This window comes from Sinorhizobium sp. M4_45, assembly GCF_002885915.1.
GTDB lineage: Bacteria > Pseudomonadota > Alphaproteobacteria > Rhizobiales > Rhizobiaceae > Sinorhizobium > Sinorhizobium meliloti_A.
Genome location: NZ_NWVE01000001.1, coordinates 466,252 through 488,362 on the forward strand (window position 1 = coordinate 466,252; position 22,111 = coordinate 488,362).

Below are 22,111 nucleotides of genomic sequence, written 5' to 3' on the forward strand. Positions count from 1 at the left end.
CGGGCTACCTGCCGCGGCTTTTTTGATCTCGTCATCCCCTGTGCTCGTCGCGCCGCAGGCGCGGCGCGGCCTTCATTTCTGTGACAAGCACATGTGAGGGAGGAGGAGAGATTGCAGTCCTCCGAAAAGTTTCCTGCAGCGACCTTTGCGCGTCTTATGAGACGCTCTAAGGCTGCGATCCAGTAAAATTCGCGGGTTACGCGAAAGCGTCGCCGCAAATATAACCATGCTGTTGGTTGAGAAATCGACCCTCCCAACGGAGGCCCGGCGGTACCCCAGCCCCAGCCCACACCGCCGGGCCGCCCGGTTCCGAGCTACCGCGCGATTGCTTCCGTAGCATTGGCCAGCCAGTCTCTCGTCTCCGCGTCCGACAGCAGCGGCATCAGCTTTTCCCGCGTTTCCGCGTGGTAGGCATTCAGCCAGTCGAGCTCGTCGTCGGTCAGCAGGGCGGGAAGGACGAGCCGGCGATCGATCGGGCAGAAGGTCAGCGTGTCGAAGCCGAGCATCGGCTGGTCGCCGCCATCGATCTCCTCCGGCTGGCGGACGACGACGAGATTCTCGATGCGGATGCCGAAGGCACCGGGGCGATAGTAACCGGGTTCGTTGGACAGGATCATGCCCGGCAGCAATTCCTGCGTGGCAAGCCGGGCAATGCGCTGCGGTCCTTCGTGGACCGAGAGATAGGAGCCGACACCGTGGCCGGTCCCATGCGCATAATCGGCGCCCGCCTTCCACAGTGCGATCCGGGCGAGCGGATCGAGATCGACGCCGCGTGACCCCTTCGGGAAGCGCGCCGTGCTGATTGCGATCATGCCCTTGAGCACGAGCGTGAAGAATCGCTTCTGTTCTTCCGGCACCGCGCCGATCGCGACCGTGCGGGTGATGTCGGTCGTGCCGTTGATGTATTGCGCGCCGGAGTCGATCAGGAAGATGGTACCCGCCTCGATCCGCCGGTCGGTTTCGTTCGTGACCCGGTAATGCATGATTGCGGCATGCGAACCGGCGCCGGCGATCGTGTCGAAAGAAACGTCCTTCAGCGGGTTCTGCATGCGCTCGCCGACGGCCGCGCGCATTGCCTCCAATTGCCTGGTTGCGCCGATTTCGGTGACGCTGCCGGGCTCCCTCGCGTCCAGCCAGGCGAGGAACTCGACCATCGCCGCACCATCCTGCAGGTGCGCCCGGGTCGATCCGGCGATCTCGGCTGCATTCTTGCAGGCGCGTGGCAGGCGGGCGGGATCGACCGCCTCGACCACCGAACCTTCCTTCCTGCGAATCAGCTCGCCGATCGCAAAGGGGGCGAGATCCGGATCGATCATGATGGCTGCGCCGGTCGAGGCGAGGGCGGCGAGCCGATCGTCGAAGGTAGCAGGCGCCATTATATCGGCGAGCTGCGTCAGGTAGGCCTCCTGCTCGATGCCGGTCTTGCGTTTGTCGAGGAAAAGCTCGGCGCTGCCGTCCGCATGGACGATGGCGCGTGCCAGCGGGTGCGGCGTGTGCGGCACGTCGCTGCCACGGATGTTGAAGGTCCAGGCGACGGAGGAGGGATCGGTAAGTATGACGGCCGCGGCCTTCGCCTTTGACACGCCCGCCGCGATCTCCGCTATCTTGTCTCTTGCCAATTGTCCCGCATGCTCGACCGGCTGGATCGTCACAGGGCCGAGCGGCGCTGCGGGACGGTCGGTCCAGAGCCGGTCGAGCGGATTGTGGTCGAGGAGGACGACACTGCCGCCGACCGCCGTCAGCGCCTTTTCGAGCCGGCGAACTTCCGCCGCGGTGTGCAGCCAAGGATCGATGCCGAGGCGGAAGTCCTTGGGTCCATGGCGCTCCAGCCAGACATGCGGCGGTTCGCCGATGAGATCGCCGCCGGTGAAGACGCTGCCGTCCACCTGCTCCTTGAGCTGGGTTACATAACGGCCGTCGACGAAGACGATCGCCTCGCGCTGCGTCACGAGCGCTACACCGGCCGAACCGGTAAAGCCCGTCAGCCACGACAGCCGCTCGGAACTGCGGGGCACATACTCCCCTTGAAATTCGTCGGCACGCGGCACGAGGAAGCCATCGACGCCCAGGGTTGCGAGGGCGGCACGCAGGGCGGTGGTTCTCTCCTTGCCGAACTGGGGCGTGGAGGTGACTTCGAAGGATTGGAACATGGACTTTCCCGGTAAGCTTGGCGGAGAACCGCAGGTGAGACGAGCATGTTAATGCATCTCTTCCAAAAGTGTGCAGCGGTTTTGGGGTAACGACCCCCATAAAATAACAACTTAAGATCCGCTCCCGCACGGGGAGGCGAAATTCACGTGAACGTCCCCGCACCTCGGGCAGCGCGGGCGGCATTGCTCATTTGTAATACATATGCACGCGGCGCATGGCACCCATGCCCGAATGTGGCTTTCTCTATCGGAATTATAGGTTATAAGCCGCCTCAACGAACACGGACGAACGTCCGCCGGTTCAAAAGACTGCAGTTCCGAGAATAGTTGGTCATCTGTTCTCCTCCTCCCTCAGGGTGGCCAGCTTCGGAACGGTAGAGCCCGCTTGAGCGCTCCTCCTCCTCAAGCTCGCGGGTATGGTCGGCCAAAAGCCGGTCAGCAGGCGATGCTTCGGCATCGCCTTTGTTTCGAGAAGGCCGCCCGTCATGATGGACTGGGCGGCCTTTTCGTTTTCTCGGCTCCCGTTTCGGTCGGTACGGAGGTTCCTGTGGAAAGAGGCGGTGTCCACGGGAAAACAAATGAAGAACGGTTTGCTTCGTGATATGCCCGCTTACGGTCGACTTGCGAGGATATCTCTCAAACGGAGCATGCAGAGGTAGAGCAGCGATGCTGAAAACCGATACCCGTCAAGCCAATTGGCGCCGTGCCAATCCGGGAAAATATGATGCTCACCTCGCTGTGCAGCGAGCCGTGAAGGCAGGCGAGCTGGAAAAGCAGACGTGCGAGGTTTGCGGGATCGAAGCGGTCGATGCCCATCACGATCAATACGACGAGCCTTTGAAGGTGCGGTGGTTATGCCGCCGACATCACACGAGGCTTCATCATTACGGCGAAGACATGTTCCCGATCAGGGATGCGCTTTAGGGCATTCCAACGTTTCATAGAAACACTGAAGGGGACGCCGCGACCGGACGCGTCTGCGACAAGCGTGGCTTACCTGGTCAGATGAATGGTTACCCAGCCATTGCGCCAGATGGTGCACGCATGTCTGAGGTTCTGGCCGTTATAGGCTGCGAGCACCTTCCAGCGCTGTTCGGCGAGAATGCCGGAGAGGATGACCGAACCGCCCGGAGCGAGGTTGGCCACAAGTTGCGGCGCCATCTTCATCAGCGGGCGCGCCAGAATGTTGGCGATGATGAGATCGAAGGGGCCGTTGGCGCTGAAGGTGGTCGAGTGAAAGCCGGGCGCCGTGGCGAATGTCAAGCCGTTGACGACGCCGTTGCGACGGGCATTGTCGGCGGCGACGCGGGTTGCGATCGGATCGATATCGGTTGCGAGCACCGGAACATGCAGGAGCTTCCAGGCGGCGATCGCCAGCACGCCGCTTCCCGTTCCGAGGTCGAGCGCGTTGCGGAGAGGCCGGGAACGGGCGACGGAGGCAAGCATTTCGAGGCAGCCGGCGGTCGTGCCGTGATGGCCGGTACCGAAGGCCTGACCGGCATCGATCTCGATGGCAATCTCGCCCGGCTTCACCTTGTCGCGATCATGCGAGCCGTGGATGACGAAGCGGCCCGCGCGCACGGGGGCGAGGCCCTCCAGCGACTTGGCGATCCAGTCGACATCCGGCAGCACTTCGCGCTCGATCGGAAGATGCGAAAATTCGGCTTCGAGTGCCTGAGCGAGGCGTGATCTCACGCTCTCTTCTTCATCCGTCATCATGTAGACGGAGGCCTCCCAGACATCCCGCTTCTCGTCGATCTCCATGGTCGCGATCGCGTAATCGTCTTCTTCGAAGATTGCGCTCATGACGTCGAGGACGGCGGCCGCCTGCTTCTCGGTAGTGGTAACGAAAAGGCGTATCTCGCTCACGGTGCTTTCCTTCGGCATGCAGCCATTCAAAAGGGCCACAGTGGCTTCGGCGCGTCCGAACGGATGCGCGCGCTGTGGGCGGTTCGCCGCTATCATGAATGAGGTACAAAGGCAAAGCGCCGGGATTGCCGGCGCCCGCAGGATAGACGGGCAAGCCTTGTTAGCCGCGCGTGAGGTTTTCCAGCTTCTTGACGGCCGTTTCGGGATTTTCGCCATAGGCGATCGTTCCGCTGAACTGGCCGTTGGCGTCGAGCAGGAAGACCGAGGCTGTATGATCCATTGTGTAGTCGCCGTCCGGCTTTGCCTCGTCGGTGGGGACTTTCTTGTAATAGACGCGGTAACCCTTGACCATATCCAGCACCTTTTCGGGCGGACCGGAGATACCGGTGATGCGCTTGGACACGTTTGAAACATACTGGCCGAGCACCTCGGGGGTATCGCGCTCCGGATCGACGGTGATGAAGTAGGCCTGCAGCTTGTTGCCCTCGGGGTCGACCTTGTCGAGCCAGCCGTTCAGTTCGAACAGCGTGGTGGGGCAAACTTCCGGGCAATGGGTGAAGCCGAAGAAGAGCGCCGTCGGCTTGCCGGTGAACGCTTTCTCGGTGATGGGCTCGCCATTCTGGGCGACGAGGGTAAAGGGTACGCCGAAGGGGCTGGATGCGGCCTGCTGCTTCGACTGCGTCATGTCGAAGGTCAGCCAGCCGAGGACGGCCACCATGACGAGAATGGCTACCCAGAGAACGATGCGTATGGATTTCATTATTGCCACCAGTCTGTTGCTGCCCCGACGCATCTGAAACGGACGCACGGCGCCGTCGGGCCGTCAGGAATGTAGCGTTGATACCGCTTCGGACACACGGGTGCAAAGGGGACAATTGCCGCAGGTGTGCTCGAGGCGATGCGTCTCAAATGCACCAGGCGAGGCCGGCTTGCGCCAGCGACAGGAAAATGTCGGCGCCATTCGCGATCCAGCCTCTGAAGGCGAGCAGGAAGACGAGCGCGAGCACGCCGGTGGCGAGGGCGAGGATCAGGGGAGAGAGCGACTTTTTGGTGTCCGTGCGCATGAGGCGATCATAACACCATGAGACGGAAGGAAAAGGGCGGCAGCGGTCGAAACGCGCGAACTTCCGCAAAGTCGCGGCCCGTGTTTTAGCGATTGTTTAAGGTCTGTTTGCCACTGTCCACAGACGCGGAGAAGTGAACCACTTCGATATGACATGAGGTCATCCGGTTTGATCGAGCCCGGTTTTCCGCATCGATCGCAACGGAGGACCCCGCCTGCCGCGGCGGGTCCAGCTATGGACTGCCATATCGATGAACACCCTTGCATCCGCCAGGAGAACGCTCTCCGTCAGCCAACGCCTTGCGACGCTTGCGGGGGCAGCTTTTCTCGGTTTCGGTTCCGTTCTCGCCGTCGGCCTCTATGAGCAAGGCAGCTCGCAAGAGGCGCTCGACAAGGCGGTTATCGCTCAGCGCGACATGGGAACGATAGAGGAAATGCGCCTTGCCCGCCTGAAGCTCGTGCTTGCGGCAATGGACACCATCGTCGACCGCGGCGAACGCCGGATACAGCCGGAGCGTGCGGCCCAGATCAAATCCTCGCTAGAGGTCATCGAGGGCAGGCAAGCCGATCTCGAGGCGCTCGCGCGTCTTGTCGGCAAGCCGGAAGTTCTTGCCGGGTTCGAAGCGGATATCGCCCAACTGCGCAAGGCCGTCGAGCAGGACCTGAAAGCGCTCGTGGAGGCCGGAGCGCCAGGCGATGAATTCGCCCGCATCGACGATGTCATCGACGCCGCAGGCGAGCGCGTGGGCGCATCGCTTGCGCAACTGGCCGATGCCGCAGCCGGCCTGGCCGCGGCGCGCATCGCAGATGTCCGCACCAGTGGTGAGCATGCGCTCATGCTCCAGGCAGCCGCCTGTTTGCTGGCAATGGCGACCCTGATCGGCCTTATCTGGTTCCATGGGAACGTCTTGCGCCGAGGCGTCCTCGGTCTGCGCGACGGCATGCGGCGGATACATTCGGGCGAGCTCACGACTGAAGTGGCGGGGCTCGACCGCGGCGACGAAATCGGCGAGATGGCACGTTCGGTGGAGCTTTTCCGGGTCTCGGCAATCGAGAAACGCGCGCTCGAGGAAGGGGCGAGGGCGAGTCGGCAGGAAATCGAGGCGGAACGCGAGCGGCACGAGACGGAGCGCGAGCAGGTTATCGGACGGATCAAGACCGCAGTCGAAGCCCTCGGCGGAGCGCTCAATCAGCTTGCAGACGGCAATCTGGCGGTTGCGATCCGCGAGCCTTTCGATAGCGGACTCGATGCGTTGCGCCGCGACTTCAACGACACGGTGGAACGGCTGAGCCATGTCCTTTCGAGTGTCACGGAGAATACCGCCTCGATCGAATCGAATGGGCGGCAGATGCGCAGCGCGGCCGACGATCTGGCTCGGCGAACGGAAAAACAGGCCGCATCGCTGGAGCAGACCTCGGCCGCGCTCGAGGAAATCACCGTCACCGTGAAGACAGCGACCGAGCGCGCCGAAGAGGCAAGCCATATGGTCGACGAGGCGCGCATCAATGCCGAGGAGTCCGGGCGCATCGTCGGCGAGGCGATCGCCGCCATGGCCCGCATCGAGGGCGCTTCCAGCGAGATAGGCAAGATCATCGACGTGATCGACGAGATCGCGTTCCAGACCAATCTGCTGGCGCTCAATGCCGGGGTCGAGGCCGCGCGGGCTGGGGAGGCCGGCAAGGGCTTTGCCGTCGTTGCCCAGGAGGTGAGGGAGCTCGCCCAACGCGCTGCCGGTGCCGCGAAGGATATCAAGGCTCTGGTGAGCCGCTCGGGCAACGAGGTCAAGACCGGCGTCAGGCTGGTTCAGGAGACCGGCGACGCGCTTGGCCGCATCGGTGCCAAAGTGGCCTGCATCAACGAACATATGAGCTCCATCGTCATGGCGGCGCGCGAGCAATCGACGGGCCTCCGCGAAATCAATACCGCCGTCGCTCAACTCGATCAGATGACGCAGCAGAATGCCGCCATGGTCGAGCAGACCAATGCGGCGAGCCATACGCTTGCGCAGGATGCCGAGAAGCTCAGCGAGATCGTCGGGCAATTCCGCCACGGGCAGGCGCGCGAGACGGCGATCCGCACGGCGGCGATCCGGCCGCCGGGCAGGGCAGGCCCGGCGAGGGCAGGCGCTCCGGGGGGGACGGCAACAGCGACTGCTGCCGCGCCCGTGTCACTTCGCAAGCCCGCGGCCGCGCAATCATCCACGCGTCCAGCTCCATCTCCAGCAAAGGCGCTGATGGGAAAACTGGCTGGCGCATTCGGCAACATGCCGGGATCAACGCCGTCGACAACGGCGTCCGGTGAAAATTGGGAAGAGTTTTGATCATGAGCAACGCAATCAAGCAGTCAGGCGCCTATCTCGAAATCGTCTCCTTTCACCTGGGTGAACAGGAATTCTGCATCGACATCATGGCAATCCGGGAAATCCGCGGTTGGGCACCGGTGACGCCGATGCCGCACACGCCGCCGTACGTTCTCGGCCTCATCAACCTGCGGGGTGCAGTGATCCCGGTCATCGACATGGCCTGCCGCCTCGGCATGAAGATGACCGAGCCGTCGGAGCGCTCCGCCATCATCGTCACCGACATCAATGGCAAGCTCGTCGGACTGCTGGTCGAGCAGGTCTCCGATATGATGACGATCCGCAGCGAAGACCTGCAGCCCGCGCCGGAGATCATCCCGGAAGCCCAGCGCGCCTTCTGCCGCGGCATCGTCGCGCTTGAAAAATCCATGGTCTGCTTCCTCAATCTCGACACCGTCATCGCCGAGGAACTGGCACAGGCAGCCTAGTCACGATTTTTCAGGTCGGCTCGGCCCTGAAAGCATGACTGCCGGACCGCCAGGGACGGTTTCCGAAAAGGCCCGCGAAAGCGGGCCTTTTCGCAGGAGCCGGCGGACGCCCGGCGGCTGTTGCATGGCGATCGGCATCACGGCGGAGCGAGCAAATGTGAAAACGTGGCGGTCGCACGCAAGGAACCCCTGCACGCCAAACGAGTTATGCACAGGCAGCATTTGGCGAGAAGCCGTCTGCTGGTGATTACAGCCTCCGCGTTTGGAAGCTGATGTGGAAACAGACAGGAGCAACGCCATGAAAGTTTCTTTCAGAACATCGCTCGCTGCATTTGCCCTCTCATCGGCGCTTGCCGGCGTCGCCGTGCCGGCCTTTGCAGACAGTTACTATCAGGGCATCGACCCGCATAATCCTCCGGGCACTCGGAACAGAGGCGCGGTAATGGTGCCGGCCCGTCCGTATTACGTCGATCCTGCCCCGACCGGCAGCGTCTATGTCGATCCCGCACCGACGGGCAGCGTCTATGTCGATCCGGCGCCGACCGGCAGCATCTACATGGAACCGGCGCCGGGCAGCCGGGCGAGCAACGCTCCCGGCCGGGTACGTGAGCACTATACGAACGAGTACCAGGGCCCCGGTGACGGCGACTATTATCAAGGCATCTCGCCTCCGGCTCCCCGTCCCTAAACATTCCTGATGCCTTTGAGCGCATTGCGCTTTCGCGGACCACCGCCTCTAGAGGCGATGGTCCGCCGCTGCATGCTCTTCAGTCTGAGGACGCGCCCGCAATGCCACCTTCGCGGTGGAGGGGGCGGTCAAGTTACAGTTACGTAATGAGCATCACTCTTGGATGAGCAAAAGTGACAAATCGTCAAACGCTTTCGACCGGTGCCCGGTGTTATCTTTGTAACCGCAGCATCCGTAGGAGGCTCGTATGCTGAACAGTAGCATCCATTGGGAGGTGGGATGCCTAACGGACATAGGAGTTAATGTCATGAGACTTTCTCTGAAAAAATCATTTGCTGCATTTGTCCTGTCATCCGCCTTGGTGGGCGCCGCGGCGCCAGCCTTTGCGGATAGCTACTATCAGGGCCTCGACCCGAACCACCCTCCGGGGACGCAGAATCAGGTGCGCATGCCGACCTCGCGTAATCTGCCTCCGTCTTCGGTCGACCCGACTGCGACAGGGAGTATCGACGGAGGTCGTATGATGTCTCCGAACGGTACCTACCAGGAGAGATACGACCCGGGTGAGGGCGACTACTATCGGGGTATTGTGCCGCCTAAACCGTAAGGCGCGAAATCAGCTACTGCATGTTTCATCGAGGCGCACCAGCTCAAGAAATTATGTATGCGGCGTAAAATGCGGCAGACCTTAGTCTCGCAGAAGCGCGCGCTGTAGCTCGGAAGGGGAGTGTGGAAACCCGTACTCCCCTTCCGGCCGTTTGATCTGCTGCGTCTGCCGGATCGCTTATTCCGGCCGCCCATTCTCCCAGGTGACCGGCTGGCCATAGAGCGGGACCGTGGTGATCGACATCTTGGCCGAACCGTCGGTCAACTGCCTCGAATGCGCCAGATAGATCAGCGTGTCGTTGGCCTTGTCGTAGATACGGGTCACCAGCAGGTTCTTCCATATGAGGGACAGTCCGGAACGGAAGACTTCCTCCCCCTCCTTCGACAGGTCGATATCGCCGATGGCGATGGGGCCGGTCTGGCGGCAGGCGATGGAGTTGTTCGACGGATCCTCGAACCAGTTGCCGTTCTTCAGGCGGTCGATGACGCTGCGATCGAAATAGGTGACGTGGCAGGTAACCCCGGTCACCTTCGGGTCGCTCACGGCATCGATCTTGATATCGTTGCCGAGCCAGTCGACCCCGACCTGGCCGACGGTTTCGGCGTGGACGGGCGCAACCGCCGCGGCCGAGACGGTGAGGCCGGCGACAAGCAAGGCACGGATGCGGCGCAACATGAGTATCCTCCAATGAACTGCACCGTTCAGATAGGCAGTGGATGCTGCAATGCAAGCACCGGCCGCCACGCCCGTCGACATGCAGGATCCATCGTGCGAGAAGTCACGCGGAGTGGCGCAGTTCCGACCGGGCGGCACGCGCTTCGCGCAATTGCGCGGCGGCTGCCGCAAGGGCGCGGGCGCTGGCGTCAATGCGGCGATCCCTTGCCACCGAGCAACGGTCGCGTCCATCGGCCTTTGAGTCGTAGAGAGCAAGATCGGCGCGTATCATCACGTCGGCAATCGTTTCGCCCGCAATGGCGGCGGCGATCCCGATGCTCACGGTCAAACGGATGCGCTGATGCGAGCGGCCGGCAGGCGTCTCGCGCACCACGCGGCAGATGTCCTCCGCCAGCGCCTTTGCCTGCTCTTCCGTGTGGTCCGGCAGGACGATACCGAATTCCTCGCCACCGATCCGTCCGAGGACGCCCCGTCCGGCGAGGAAAGCCGAGACGGTTTCGGCAAAATGCGCGAGCGCCATGTCGCCGCAGGCGTGCCCGTACTGATCGTTGATCTGTTTGAAGAAATCGAGGTCGAGCAGCAGGAAGGCAGCCGGCTCCTGGCGTGCCAGGCACTCGGCGAAGATCCGCTCGCCCTCTTCCATGAGCGTCCCGCGCGACAGCGCACCGGTCAAGCCGTCGCGTGCGATCATAGCCCTCAACCCGGCGATGATGCGGGCCTGCATCGTAAGGATCACGGCCAGGAAGACGAGGGGAAGGCACAGCACCCGCATGGTGACGAGCAGGAAATCAAACAGCATCGAAGCGGGCGGCCCCGGGGGCCCCGGCACGACGTGCGACGATGGGCCGAGAACATGAGCAAGGGCGGTGAAAACCACGGCGGCGGAGCCGACGACTACGATCCCGATCGCCGGCTTTTCGCTCGGCCAGCGGTCGGCTGCGGCCAGACCAAGGACGAAAAGTGGAGCCGCGACAACGCCCGCAACGACAATCAGGGCCGCGGCCGGACTGTCATGGCCGCCGAGCGCGATGATGAAGCCGAGCACGCCGCTCGTGAATGCGAGCACCAGACAAAGCGATGCCGGCATCGACGATGCGAGGAACCAGCGGAGGCCCTGTAGGACGAAGAAGAGGGAAACGGCAAGACCCGCATAGCCGAACATTGCAGCGATCGGCGCCTGCAACGCCGCCGCGACCGTCAAAGCGCCTGCCGAAGCTGCCGAGAGCGCGCAACCGGCGGAGAACTCCCGAACAGCGGCGACCGGCCGCAGAGAAAGGAGAACGGGTAGCATGGCAAGAAGGGCGATGACCGGTATGGCGGAGAGAAAGCTCATTTCGAAACGGCCTGTCGTGCTAAAATAAAGTGCGGCTTGCGTTTCAGCCATTATGCAAGGCCATTGGTAACGATGGCGCATTAACGAAAGCTGGCGAAATTCGCTGCAATTTGAGCGATCACTCTCTCCATAGTTGTGGCAATCGGTCGCGGCGCTTTTCAGGGAGCGATGTCATGGCCCAGGAAGGCATATCCTTTGCAGACATACCCTTTGCAGACAGGGCCGATGCGGGTCGAAGGCTTGCTCGCGCCATCGAAGCGCATCTCACCGAGAAAGCGGACTTCGCCGACCCGCTGGTGATGGCGTTGCCGCGCGGCGGCGTACCGGTGGCCTTCGAGGTGGCAAGAACCCTCGCCGCCTCCCTCGAACTCCTCATCGTTCGCAAGATCGGCGCACCCGGTCATCCCGAATTCGGTCTCGGAGCGCTGGTCGACAGCGACGAGCCGCAGGTCGTCCTCAATGCCGAGGCAATGCGTATCGTCAGTCCTTCCGAGAAGTACGTCCAGGCGGAGACAGAGCGGCAAAGGCTCGAACTCGCGCGCCGCCGTGTCCTCTATCTGGGCGATCAGACGCGAATTTCTCCAAGCGGGCGCAATGTCATCATTGTCGATGACGGCATTGCCACGGGGGGAACGGCCAAAGCTGCGGCGAAAGCCCTGCGGCAGGCAGGCGCCGCGGCGCTGATGCTCGCCGTTCCGGTCTCGCCGAAGAGCGCGATCGTCGCCCTGCGGGACGAGGTGGACCGGCTCGTCTGTCTCGCCACCCCCACCCCTTTCCATGCGGTCAGCGTCTATTACGACGATTTCGAGCAGACCACGGATGCCGAGGTGATCGCGCTGTTGAGACAGGCGAGGGGCGGATAAACGGGGTCTTGCGCTGGGGCGTGACACAGTCTTCCGGCAAAGATAGTTGTAGTGCGCCTGAATTTGCGAACGGGGATTGAGAATGTCCGACTATCTTGCCATACGCCCGGTAACGCGCCTCGACTATGAGCAGTGGCTGCCGCTTTGGAACGGCTACAACGCCTTTTACGGCCGAGCCGGTGAAACGGCGCTCCCTCCCGACATCACCCAGATGACCTGGTCGCGCTTCTTCGATGCCTATGAGCCGATGCATGCGCTGGTCGCCGAAAGCGAAGGACGGCTCATCGGATTGACGCACTATATTTTCCACCGCAGCACGACGTCGATCCAGCCGAATTGCTATCTGCAGGACCTTTTCACCGATGAGGCCGGCCGCGGCAAGGGAGTCGGCCGGGCGCTTATCAACGGCGTCTACGAAGCGGCGAAACGCGCGGGGTCGCCGCGCGTCTATTGGCTGACCCACGAGACCAACCACACGGCGATGCAGCTCTACGACAAGGTGGCCGAGAAGTCGGGCTTCGTCATGTATCGAAAGATGTTTTGAGGCCTGCGGTCGGGTAGAACGGAAAAGCGCTGCACACCTTTTCCCTGAAGTGCTTACACCGGCTCTACGAACCCATCCAGCACACGCTTCTGCCCGGCGCGGTCGAAATCGATCGTCAGCTTGTTGCCCTCGATCGCCGCGATGTTGCCGTTGCCGAACTTGATGTGGAAGACCCGGTCGCCGACATTGAAACGGGAGGGCTCGGCGCTCGTCGACTTGGCGACGAGCTCGCCTTCGATGGTGCGCGTGCGGGGCCCCGATTCGCCGTAACCGATTCGTTCGATGGCGTGGCCGGAGCGGGTGCCCCAGTTGTCGCGGGTGGCGTCCGACCGGTGCTGCTGGGCGCGCTTCCAGCCGGGCGTCTGATAATTGTTCTCGAAGGGATCGGCCTTGTCGAAGCGCGACTGGCCGTAACCGCCGCGACCGTAACCGCCATAAGAGACCTCCTGTTCGGCGACTTCCACATGGGCGAGCGGCAACTCGTCGAGGAAGCGTGAGGGAAGCGTCGATTGCCAGAGGCCGTGGATGCGGCGGTTCGAAACGAACCAGATATGACAGCGGCGCTTGGCGCGAGTGATTCCGACATAGGCGAGGCGGCGTTCCTCCTCCAGACCTGCGCGGCCGCCCTCGTCCAGGGCGCGCTGATGCGGGAACAGCCCTTCCTCCCATCCCGGCAGGAAGACGGTGTCGAATTCCAGCCCTTTGGCCGAATGCAGCGTCATGATGGAGACGGCGTCCATATTCTCGTTCTGCTCGGCGTCCATCACGAGGGCGACGTGCTCGAGAAAGCCGCGCATGGACTCGAAGGCTTCCATCGAACGGATGAGTTCCTTCAGGTTTTCCAGGCGCCCGGGCGCTTCGGCCGATTTGTCGGCCTGCCACATGGCGGTATAGCCGCTCTCGTCGAGGATCTGCTCTGCAAGTTCGGTGTGCGGCGTCGATTCGAGCAAACCCTGCCAGCGGCGGAAATCGGCGACGACGTCGAAGAGGCCCTTGCGCGCCTTCGGCTTCAATTCGTCCGTCTCGACGATCTCGCTCGCCGCGGCCAGCATCGGGATGTCGCGGGCCCGGGCATAGTCGTGCAGGGTACGGACGGTCGTCTCGCCGAGGCCACGCTTCGGCGTGTTGACGATCCGCTCGAAGGCGAGATCGTCGGCGGGCTGACAGACGAGGCGGAAATAGGCCATGGCATCGCGAATTTCGAGCCGCTCATAGAAGCGAGGGCCGCCGATGACGCGATAGTTGAGGCCGAGCGTGACGAAGCGGTCTTCGAACTCGCGCATCTGGAAAGAGGCGCGCACGAGGATCGATATGTCGTTAAGGTTGTGCTTCTTGCGCTGGAGCTGCTCGATCTCTTCGCCGATCGCGCGAGCCTCCTCCTCGGAATCCCAGGCGGCATGAACATGCACTTTCTCGTCGTCGGGATTGGTGCGTTCGGTAAAGAGCGTCTTGCCGAGCCGGCCCTCGTTATGGGCAATCAGATGCGCCGCCGCGCCGAGGATATGCTCGGTCGAGCGGTAGTTGCGCTCCAGCTTGATGACCTTGGCGCCGGGGAAATCCTTCTCGAAGCGGAGAATGTTGTCCACCTCGGCGCCGCGCCAGCCATAGATCGACTGGTCGTCGTCGCCGACGCAGCAAATGTTGACGGTGGGCTTTCTCTCTTCGGCGCCAGGGGAATGCCCCTCCCCAACCGCTCCCCACGAGGGGGAGGGGCTAGACTGCGGCGCCGCAGGGCTTGGGGAGGGGTTGTTCCTCCCGGAACCCTGCGTCCGCTGGGCCAGCAGCCTCAGCCACATATATTGCGCCGTGTTGGTATCTTGGTACTCGTCGACGAGGATGTAGCGGAACTTGCCGTGATACTCCTTCAGCACGTCCGGATTGGCACGGAACATGCGGATCGGATGCAGCAGCAGATCGCCGAAATCGCAGGCATTCAAGGTCAGCAGCCGGTTCTGGTAGGCGGCATAGAGCTCGCGGCCCTTGCCGTTGGCAAAGGCGCGGGCATCGCCTTCCGGGATTTGCGACGGGTCCAGGCCCTTGTTCTTCCAGGTGTCGATCATGCCGGCGAACTGCTTGGCCGGCCAGCGCTTGTCGTCGAGACCCTCCGCCTGGATGAGCTGCTTGATAAGTCGAACGACATCGTCGGTGTCGAGGATGGTGAAGTCGGACCGCAAACCCACCAGTTCGGCATGGCGGCGGAGGAGCTTGACCCCGATCGAGTGGAAGGTACCGAGCCAGGGCATGCCCTCGACGGCGTGGCCGACGAGCACGCCGATGCGCTCCTTCATTTCCCGCGCCGCCTTGTTGGTGAAGGTGACGGCGAGGATCTGCGAGGGATAGGCGCGGCCGGTCGAAAGGATATGGGCGATCCGCGTCGTCAGCACGCGCGTCTTGCCGGTGCCGGCGCCGGCGAGCACGAGCACCGGACCTTCCAGCGCCTCGACTGCCTCCCGTTGCTCCGGGTTGAGCCCGGAGACATAGTCCGGTCGCTGGGTCTTGTCGCGGGCGGCCATGGCGCGCGCCGCGATGCCGCCGCCGGCGGCCGCGGGTTTCCGCGGCGCGGGTTCCTCGTCGAAAAAGGGAATATCGTCAAAACCTTTGGTCATGCGGCCCAATGTAGTGATTCGGGACCGAAAGGCCAGAAAGGATGTTCTTCTTTTATTCCGGAACCTTCGCCCGCTCGCGCATGCCTGTGGAAAGACTGATGTTTCAGGTCGGCATGCCGCCGTCTATGTTTTGCCGGACGCGTCGAACACCGGATCGACCGGGACCTGCAGGGCCGTCGCCAGCTGGTTGGTCTTGGCGGCGAGCGAAATGACGCGCAGGAGATCCGCGTGCTCGGCGTCCGTCATTCCCTTGGTCCTTGCGGCGGCGGTGTGGGAGTGAATGCAGTAGCCGCAGCCATTGCTCACGGAAACCGCGATATACAGCATTTCCTTCACCAGCGGGTCGAGCGCCGAAGGCGTCGCCATTACCGCCTTGACCTCCGCCCAGGTCCGCTCCAGCAGTTCGGGGTCGAAGGCGAGCCAGAGCCACATATTGTTGATGAAGTCCGATTTCCGAGTCGCCCGGATGTCGTCGAAGACGGCCTTGACGCGTGGGTCGGATTCGGGACCGGATGGCGGCGCCACAGTGCTCATGCTTACTCCATGCGTTTCAAACGAGGGCGAAGACGCGGGCCGGGCCGCCGGTGCCGCCACGGTGCTTTGGTGCGCCGAGGACCAGCGTCGCGCCCTTGGCCGGCACCTTGTCGAGATTGGCGGCCGCCTCGAGGCCCCAGCGGCCTTCCGGCAGCCAGGCGTAATGGGTGGCGAAATCGGGCGAAATGCCGTGATCGAGCGAGAGGGTATCGACGGCCATGCCGGCTGCCTTCGTGTCCTCGATCAGGAACTTGGCTGCTTCCACGTGAAAGCCGGGGAAATGCATCTTACCGGCCGTGTCTGCATTGCGGAACTTGTCGGTACCGAGATGATCCGACCAGCCCGACAGCATGGCGACGCAGGCATTTTCGGGAATGTCTCCATTGGCCGCAATCCACGCCTTGATGTCGTCCGGCGTCAGCTGCGCATCCGGATCGGCGGCCGCCTTCTCGCGGATGTCGACGACGCAGAGCGGCACGAGCAGCTTGTCGAGGGGCAACTCGGCGACTGAAAGGCCGTCGGCGGAGAAGTGCAGCGGCGCGTCGACATGAGTGCCGGTGTGCTCGTTCACCCGAAGTTCGAACAGGTTGAACTTGTGTTCGGCATATTTGAACTTCTGCTCCCGGAAGAATTGCTGCTGACCGAAGAAAGTCGGAAACTCCTCATGAAGTTCATGGGTGAGATCGGTGACGCTGCCGTGGCCGGCGGCAAGCGCCGGAGGTGCGATCCCCATGCCGGCGGCGGCAATGCCTGCCGTACCGACCGCGGCCGCACGGAGCAAACTCCGCCGCGACATCATCCGCTGCTTGACCGATTCGATGACGCATGCATCGCACATTGCCGTCTCCCTTCGTGTCGAGAGCCGGCCCGAAACAGCCGCCGGCGACGAACAGAATAGCCGAGCCACGCAAGCTGTAAACATGCCGCCGACCCGCCGCCAGCGTGTGCGGTTCAGGACGGGCGCAGGGGCCATCATGCCGCCACCAAAATCGCTTTTGTTACAATTGCGTAATGATGCCATTCCGAGATTGCCCGGACGTCTGCAAACAACGATAATCAGCGCAAATCGGAACGTTCCATCGGGTGCGCGCCTCGTTGGAGCGCCCTTTTCTTTTGGAGGGCTTTTTCTTTTGGAGAGCTTTTCTTTTGGAGACATGAATGCGCTTTTGGAATCAGCTCGCGATCAGCGTCGTCGTCCTCGCCATCGGGGGCGCCGCGTGGGTGCGCTTTGCGCCCGGCGCGGGTGAGACCTTGGCGGCGATCGGGGTTTCGCAACCGTTGATCGATGCGTTGTCGGGACCAAAGGACGGCGAAGGGGCAAGGGGCGGTTCGGGCAATGGCGAGCGCGGGCAGGGTCGACGCAGCGGCTTCGCGGAAGCCCCCCTGGTCGTCGTTAAGCCTGCCGAGCGCGCCGTCGTCAACGACAGGCTGAACGCGATCGGCAACGGCGAAGCGATCCGCTCGGTTACGGTGACGCCGACCGCAACGGGAAATCTCACGGAAATACTGGTGAAGTCGGGCGACAGGATCACGGAAGGCCAGGTTATCGCGCGCCTCGACAGCGACGACCAGATGATCGCTGCCGAGCAGGCGCGGCTGACCCGCGACAGTGCCCGGGAGAAGGTCGAGCGCTACCGCAATCTCAGCACCGCGCGCGCAGTGACGGCCGTCGAGGTGCGTGACTCCGAGATCGCGCTGCAGGCAGCCGAACTGGCACTGAAAACCGCCGAGCTCGACCTGAAGCGTCGCGACATCGTGGCGCCCTCCAAGGGGGTGGTCGGGATCATCACCGTCAATATAGGAGATTACGTCACGACCTCGACGCCGATCGCCGTCGTGGACGACCGGTCGCAGATCCTCGTCGACTTCTGGGTGCCCGAGCGCTTCGCAGGCAAGATCTCTGTCGATCAGCCGGTGACCGCGAGCGCGATCGCGCAGCCAGGGCGTGCACTCCAGGGCGTCGTTCACGCGATAGACAACCGCCTCGACCCGGAGAGCCGGACGCTCCGGGTCCGGGCGCGACTCGAGAATCCGGATGACATGCTGCGCGCCGGCATGTCCTTTTCGGTCACCGTGGCATTCGACGGCGACCGATATCCCACCGTCGACCCGCTGGCGATCCAGTGGAGTTCCGAAGGCTCCTTTATCTGGCGGGTCAAAGGCGACAAAAGCGAGCGCGTGCCGATCAAGATCATCCAGCGCAATCCCGACAGGGTGCTTGTCGATGCGGACCTCGCCGAGGGCGACCGCGTCGTGACCGAGGGCGTGCAGCGGCTTCGCGACGGCGGCGTGGTGCGGATCGCCGGCGAGCCTGCGGCCGAGGCCGAGCAGAAGGTCGCGGGAGACGCGAAATGAATATCGGCATGGGAGGCCATCAACCAGGCGGAGGGCAGGGCGGAAGGACGGGTTTCACCGCGCTTTTCATCCGCCGGCCGATCTTCGCCCTGGTCGTCAACACGCTGATCGTCGTGGCCGGTCTTGCCGCCTGGAACGGTGTCGAGATCCGCGAACTGCCGCAGGTCGACCAGCCGGTGGTCTCTGTCACGACCGAGTTCGACGGCGCCTCGCCGGAAACGATCGACCGTGAAGTGACCTCGGCCATCGAAGGCGCCGTCTCGCGGGTGCAGGGCATCAAGGGCATTTCGTCTTCCTCGTCATTCGGGCGCAGCCGGGTGACGCTCGAATTCTCCGACACGACCGATATCGGCCAGGCGGCCAACGACGTTCGCGATGCGCTCGGCCGGATCACCGGCCAATTGCCTGATGATGCCGACGAGCCGCGCATCGTGAAGGCGGATTCCGACAGCCAGCCGATCATGCGCCTTGCATTGACCTCCGACACGATGAGCATGGACGACATGACGCTGCTCGTCGAGAACGAGATCAGCGACCGGCTGGCCGCGGTCGAAGGCGTTGCCGACGTCACAGTCTACGGCGACCAGGAGAAGATTTTCCGTATCGACCTGAATCAGGCGAAGCTCGCCGGACGCGGAGTCACCGTGGCCAATCTTCGCGAGGCGCTTTCCGACGCCTCCTACGATGTGCCGGCGGGCTCGTTGACGAGCGCAAGTCAGGACATTTCCGTTCGGGCGACGGCCGACCTCCAGACGCCCGAGCAGTTCGAAAACCTGATGCTCGGCAACAATGTCCGGCTTCGCGACGTCGCGACCGTGACCCTCGGCCCGGATACGGGCACTTCGGCGCTGCGCTCCAACGGCCGCGAGGGTATCGGCCTCGGCATCATCCGCCAGGCCCAGTCGAACACGGTCGATATTTCCGAGGGCGTGCGCAGCGTCGTGGACGCAATCTCCTCGGATATCCTGCCGCCCGGAACCGGGCTCAAGATCACCAGCGACGACGCGGTGTTCATCAACGGCGCCATCCATGAGGTGGAGATCGCACTCTTCGTCGCCGTTTTCATCGTCACCCTCGTCATCTACCTGTTCCTGCTCGACTGGCGCGCGACGCTCATCCCGACCATAACCATGCCGATCGCGCTGATCGGAACGGTGGCCGCGATCTATCTTGCGGGCTTTTCGATCAACATCCTGACGCTTCTGGCGATCGTGCTTGCGACCGGGCTCGTCGTCGATGATGCGATCGTGGTGCTCGAAAATATCGTGCGGCGCCGGGCCGAGGGCCTCGGTCCGCGCGCCGCCGCCGTCCACGGTACGCTCGAGGTCTTCTTCGCCGTGCTCGCAACCACGGCTACGCTGGCGGCCGTGTTCGTTCCGCTCTCCTTCCTGCCGGGGCAGACGGGCGGGCTCTTCCGTGAATTCGGCTTCGTGCTCGCCTTTGCGATCCTTCTGTCGTCCTTCGTCTCGCTGACGCTCTGTCCGATGCTCGCCTCGCGCATGCTGACGAAAGAGCCGCATGAGCATGAGGGGGTGATGCAGCGCTTCGGCCGGCGCGCTTCCGCCTTCTACCGCGTGACGCTTCGCGCCTGCCTCAACGCGCCGCTCATCGTCTTCGCGGTAGCCGCCTTCTTTACCGCCGCCGGCGCTTTGGGCTTTCTGACGCTCAAGTCGGAGCTGACGCCGAACGAGGACCGTTCGCAGGTCATGCTGCGGATCAACGCGCCGCAGGGCGTCTCGCTGGAATACACGCAGGCACAGCTGCGCCGCATCGAAGAGGGCCTGCAGCCGCTGCTCAAATCCGGCGAGATCAGCAATGTGTTCTCTATTTCCGGTCAGGGCGGCTCGGCCAATAGCGGCTTCATGGTCCTGACGCTTGCCCCGTGGGAAGCGCGCGAGCGTACGCAGGGCCAGATCGTCGCCGACATCAACAGGGCGACCTCGAAGATCCCGTCGGTTCGCGCCTTCACCATCCAGGCGAACAGCCTCGGTATCCGCGGTGCCGGCAGCGGCCTGCAGGTCGCGCTTGTCGGCAACGATTACACGAAGCTGGGCGACGCGGCGGCGAAGCTCGTCAGGGCAATGGAGGATACCGGCCGCTTCGAGAATGTGAGGCTCAACTACGAGGCCAACCAGGCGCAATTGTCGGTGACGATCGACCGGGAGCGCGCCTCCGACCTCGGCGTGGACATAGGTGGCCTCTCCTGGGCGCTGCAGGCGATGCTCGACGGCAGCAGCGTCGTCGATATCTTCGTGGAAGGAGAGTCCTATCCGGTCAAACTGCTCTCTTCCACCGAGCCGCTCAACGACCCGACGGATCTGCAGAACATCTTCGTCAAGGCCGGCGACGGCCGCATCGTGCCGATGTCGTCCATCGCCACGGTCGAGGAGAAGGCAGTGGCGCCGCAGCTTTCCCGCGAATCGCAACTGCGCGCCGTTTCGCTGTCGGCCGGCCTGAAGTCCGATCTCGCACTCGGCGAGGCGCTGTCGATGGTCGAGGAGATGGCCGAACCCCTTCTGCCGCCCGGATCGCGGATCATGCCGCTTGCCGAGGCCGCGACGCTGGACGAGAACGCCAACGGCCTGTTCGTTACCTTCGGCTTCGCGCTCGTCATCATCTTTCTGGTGCTTGCGGCGCAATTCGAAAGCTTCGTGAGCGGCCTCATCATCATGTCGACCGTGCCGCTCGGTCTCGCCTGCGCCGTCTTCGCAATGATCGTGACCGGCAACACGCTCAACATCTACAGTCAGATCGGGCTCGTCATGCTGGTCGGCATCATGGCCAAGAACGGCATCCTGATCGTCGAGTTCGCCAACCAGCTCCGCGACCGTGGGCAGGACGTCCGCAGCGCCATCGAGAATGCCGCCAATATCCGTCTTAGGCCGGTGATGATGACAATGATCGCGACCGTCGTGGGCGCGGTACCGCTGGTTCTGGCAAGCGGTGCCGGCGCCGAAGCGCGCATCGCCCTTGGCTGGGTGCTCGTGGGTGGGTTGGGCCTGGCGGTGGTCGTGACGCTCTATCTGACGCCCGTCGCCTATCTGGTCATTGCCCGCTTTACCAAGCCGCATGCCGACGAGGAGCGGAAGCTGCTGGAGGAGATGAAGGCGGCCGAGGTGCTCAAGATCTGACATGGTCGAAATCTGAGGCAGCGGCAGGTGGCGCGGCGCAATTGCCGCGGATCGTCAGAAGCCGCCTGCTGCGGCAGCGAGATAGATGAGGGTAGCGAGCGCACCGAGGGCGCTGCGGCCGGCATGGAGCCTGCCCCAGCGCTCGATCAGTTCACGGGTTTCCGCATTCGCCTGATCCGGACGGGTCGTCTTCAGGCGCTGGTTGACGGGCATGATGACGAAAAGCGTATAGGGCCAGTTGAGTATGATGACGGCCGCTCCCAAGCCCCAGAGCGCATCGCCTGACTGCCACCATGCCACAGCGCCGAGGAGGCAGGAAACGATCGCGAGAGGAGCCTGCATCTCGAAGCCGCGCCGATAGGCGGGTACCCATTCCCGCAACGCTGCACTTCCGTCCAGCGCCAGTCTGGCAGGCTGTTCAGCCACATTGATGTAAATGGCGGCGCCGAAGAAAATCGACGCGGTGATCAAAGCAAGCAGCCCGAACATGCGAACGTTCTCCCTTTCCGGACATAATATCCTATAGGCCTGATATCCTATAGGCCTGCAAACAAAAGACGCATTCGCTGCGGTGCCCTGCAGTCGGCCGGACTTGTGACAAGCCGGTATCACCGGCGGTAATTTTTTGACGCGATGCCGCTCCAAACGGGTGAACTTCTGGACAAAGTGATTCCGATTTGCACAGTAGCCCATTGAAATGTAAGCGCTTCCGGTCGGCCGGGTGGCTGGGGCGCGTGCGGACAAGGACGGTGTCGATCTTCGAAGCCGTCCAAAGCGCCCGCGACGGATTTGCGAGAGTGGAGACGGGAGAGTGAGCCCTCGCGTATTTTCCTTGTCGCGCCGGACCGGGTGCCCTTAATTCGAGTGCGAATTGGGGATAGATTGTGCGGGCGCTCAAGACGAAA

19 protein-coding genes are annotated in these 22,111 nt (G+C 63.1%); 9 read left to right on the forward strand and 10 right to left on the reverse strand.

What is annotated here, in order from left to right; genetic code table 11:
• Positions 1-314: 314 nt before the first annotated feature.
• Positions 315-2,150, reverse strand: coding sequence for an aminopeptidase P family protein (locus CN933_RS02210; protein WP_018095436.1), 1,836 nt, complete (start codon positions 2,148-2,150; stop codon positions 315-317).
• A 666-nt stretch (positions 2,151-2,816) separates the two neighbouring features.
• Between CN933_RS02210 and CN933_RS02220 the strand changes: the two genes are divergently transcribed.
• Complete coding sequence (locus tag CN933_RS02220) at positions 2,817-3,074, forward strand: hypothetical protein (protein WP_003536225.1); 258 nt, start codon at positions 2,817-2,819, stop codon at positions 3,072-3,074.
• Positions 3,075-3,143: 69 nt separating this feature from the next.
• Here CN933_RS02220 and CN933_RS02225 read toward each other — a convergent pair whose 3' ends face one another.
• The 3 genes from CN933_RS02225 to CN933_RS02235 form a co-directional block, all read right to left on the reverse strand.
• Positions 3,144-4,019: a 50S ribosomal protein L11 methyltransferase gene (locus tag CN933_RS02225; protein WP_026168646.1), complete on the reverse strand. Its 876-nt coding sequence runs from the start codon at positions 4,017-4,019 to the stop codon at positions 3,144-3,146.
• A 160-nt stretch (positions 4,020-4,179) separates the two neighbouring features.
• Entirely contained in the window at positions 4,180-4,779 is a 600-nt protein-coding gene (locus tag CN933_RS02230; protein ID WP_018095432.1) for an SCO family protein, read from the reverse strand.
• 145 nt (positions 4,780-4,924) lie between these two features.
• Entirely contained in the window at positions 4,925-5,083 is a 159-nt protein-coding gene (locus CN933_RS02235; RefSeq protein WP_018095431.1) for a hypothetical protein, read from the reverse strand.
• Between the two features lie 250 nt (positions 5,084-5,333).
• On the opposite strand from CN933_RS02235, the gene CN933_RS02240 reads away from it, so the two are divergent.
• From CN933_RS02240 to CN933_RS02260, 4 genes are all read left to right on the forward strand, one after another.
• Positions 5,334-7,403: a methyl-accepting chemotaxis protein gene (locus CN933_RS02240; RefSeq protein ID WP_018095430.1), complete on the forward strand. Its 2,070-nt coding sequence runs from the start codon at positions 5,334-5,336 to the stop codon at positions 7,401-7,403.
• Between the two features lie 2 nt (positions 7,404-7,405).
• Positions 7,406-7,870 (forward strand): chemotaxis protein CheW, encoded by a 465-nt coding sequence (locus CN933_RS02245; protein ID WP_003536237.1) that lies wholly within the window; start codon positions 7,406-7,408, stop codon positions 7,868-7,870.
• Between the two features lie 298 nt (positions 7,871-8,168).
• Entirely contained in the window at positions 8,169-8,558 is a 390-nt protein-coding gene (locus CN933_RS02255; protein ID WP_102761212.1) for a hypothetical protein, read from the forward strand.
• A 247-nt stretch (positions 8,559-8,805) separates the two neighbouring features.
• The gene (locus tag CN933_RS02260; protein ID WP_018095427.1) at positions 8,806-9,165 is read left to right on the forward strand and encodes a hypothetical protein; all 360 of its coding nucleotides are present in this window, start codon (positions 8,806-8,808) and stop codon (positions 9,163-9,165) included.
• Positions 9,166-9,342: 177 nt separating this feature from the next.
• Here CN933_RS02260 and CN933_RS02265 read toward each other — a convergent pair whose 3' ends face one another.
• Both CN933_RS02265 and CN933_RS02270 read right to left on the reverse strand, forming a co-directional pair.
• A complete protein-coding gene (locus tag CN933_RS02265) occupies positions 9,343-9,840 on the reverse strand; it encodes a CreA family protein (protein WP_018095426.1) in 498 nt (165 codons plus the stop codon).
• A gap of 103 nt (positions 9,841-9,943) precedes the next feature.
• Positions 9,944-11,224, reverse strand: coding sequence for a GGDEF domain-containing protein (locus CN933_RS02270; protein WP_026168645.1), 1,281 nt, complete (start codon positions 11,222-11,224; stop codon positions 9,944-9,946).
• Between the two features lie 122 nt (positions 11,225-11,346).
• Here CN933_RS02270 and CN933_RS02275 point away from each other — a divergent pair, with 122 nt between their 5' ends.
• Positions 11,347-12,036: a phosphoribosyltransferase gene (locus tag CN933_RS02275; protein ID WP_026168644.1), complete on the forward strand. Its 690-nt coding sequence runs from the start codon at positions 11,347-11,349 to the stop codon at positions 12,034-12,036.
• A gap of 82 nt (positions 12,037-12,118) precedes the next feature.
• Positions 12,119-12,580, forward strand: a complete 462-nt coding sequence (locus CN933_RS02280) for a GNAT family N-acetyltransferase (protein WP_018095424.1) — start codon at positions 12,119-12,121, stop codon at positions 12,578-12,580.
• 53 nt (positions 12,581-12,633) lie between these two features.
• Here CN933_RS02280 and CN933_RS02285 read toward each other — a convergent pair whose 3' ends face one another.
• The 3 genes from CN933_RS02285 to CN933_RS02295 all read right to left on the reverse strand — a co-directional run bounded on the left by CN933_RS02285 (position 12,634) and on the right by CN933_RS02295 (position 16,558).
• Entirely contained in the window at positions 12,634-15,186 is a 2,553-nt protein-coding gene (locus CN933_RS02285) for an ATP-dependent helicase (RefSeq protein ID WP_018095423.1), read from the reverse strand.
• 123 nt (positions 15,187-15,309) lie between these two features.
• Complete coding sequence (locus CN933_RS02290) at positions 15,310-15,720, reverse strand: carboxymuconolactone decarboxylase family protein (protein ID WP_018095422.1); 411 nt, start codon at positions 15,718-15,720, stop codon at positions 15,310-15,312.
• Positions 15,721-15,736: 16 nt separating this feature from the next.
• Complete coding sequence (locus tag CN933_RS02295; RefSeq protein WP_018095421.1) at positions 15,737-16,558, reverse strand: cyclase family protein; 822 nt, start codon at positions 16,556-16,558, stop codon at positions 15,737-15,739.
• 320 nt (positions 16,559-16,878) lie between these two features.
• On the opposite strand from CN933_RS02295, the gene CN933_RS02300 reads away from it, so the two are divergent.
• Together CN933_RS02300 and CN933_RS02305 are read left to right on the forward strand one after the other, a co-directional pair.
• Entirely contained in the window at positions 16,879-18,075 is a 1,197-nt protein-coding gene (locus CN933_RS02300) for an efflux RND transporter periplasmic adaptor subunit (protein WP_018095420.1), read from the forward strand.
• The gene (locus tag CN933_RS02305; RefSeq protein ID WP_102761213.1) at positions 18,072-21,206 is read left to right on the forward strand and encodes an efflux RND transporter permease subunit; all 3,135 of its coding nucleotides are present in this window, start codon (positions 18,072-18,074) and stop codon (positions 21,204-21,206) included. Before CN933_RS02300 ends, CN933_RS02305 begins: the two co-directional genes overlap by 4 nt.
• 54 nt (positions 21,207-21,260) lie before the next feature.
• Here CN933_RS02305 and CN933_RS02310 read toward each other — a convergent pair whose 3' ends face one another.
• The gene (locus tag CN933_RS02310) at positions 21,261-21,695 is read right to left on the reverse strand and encodes an anthrone oxygenase family protein (RefSeq protein ID WP_018095418.1); all 435 of its coding nucleotides are present in this window, start codon (positions 21,693-21,695) and stop codon (positions 21,261-21,263) included.
• Between the last annotated feature and the right edge of the window lie 416 nt (positions 21,696-22,111).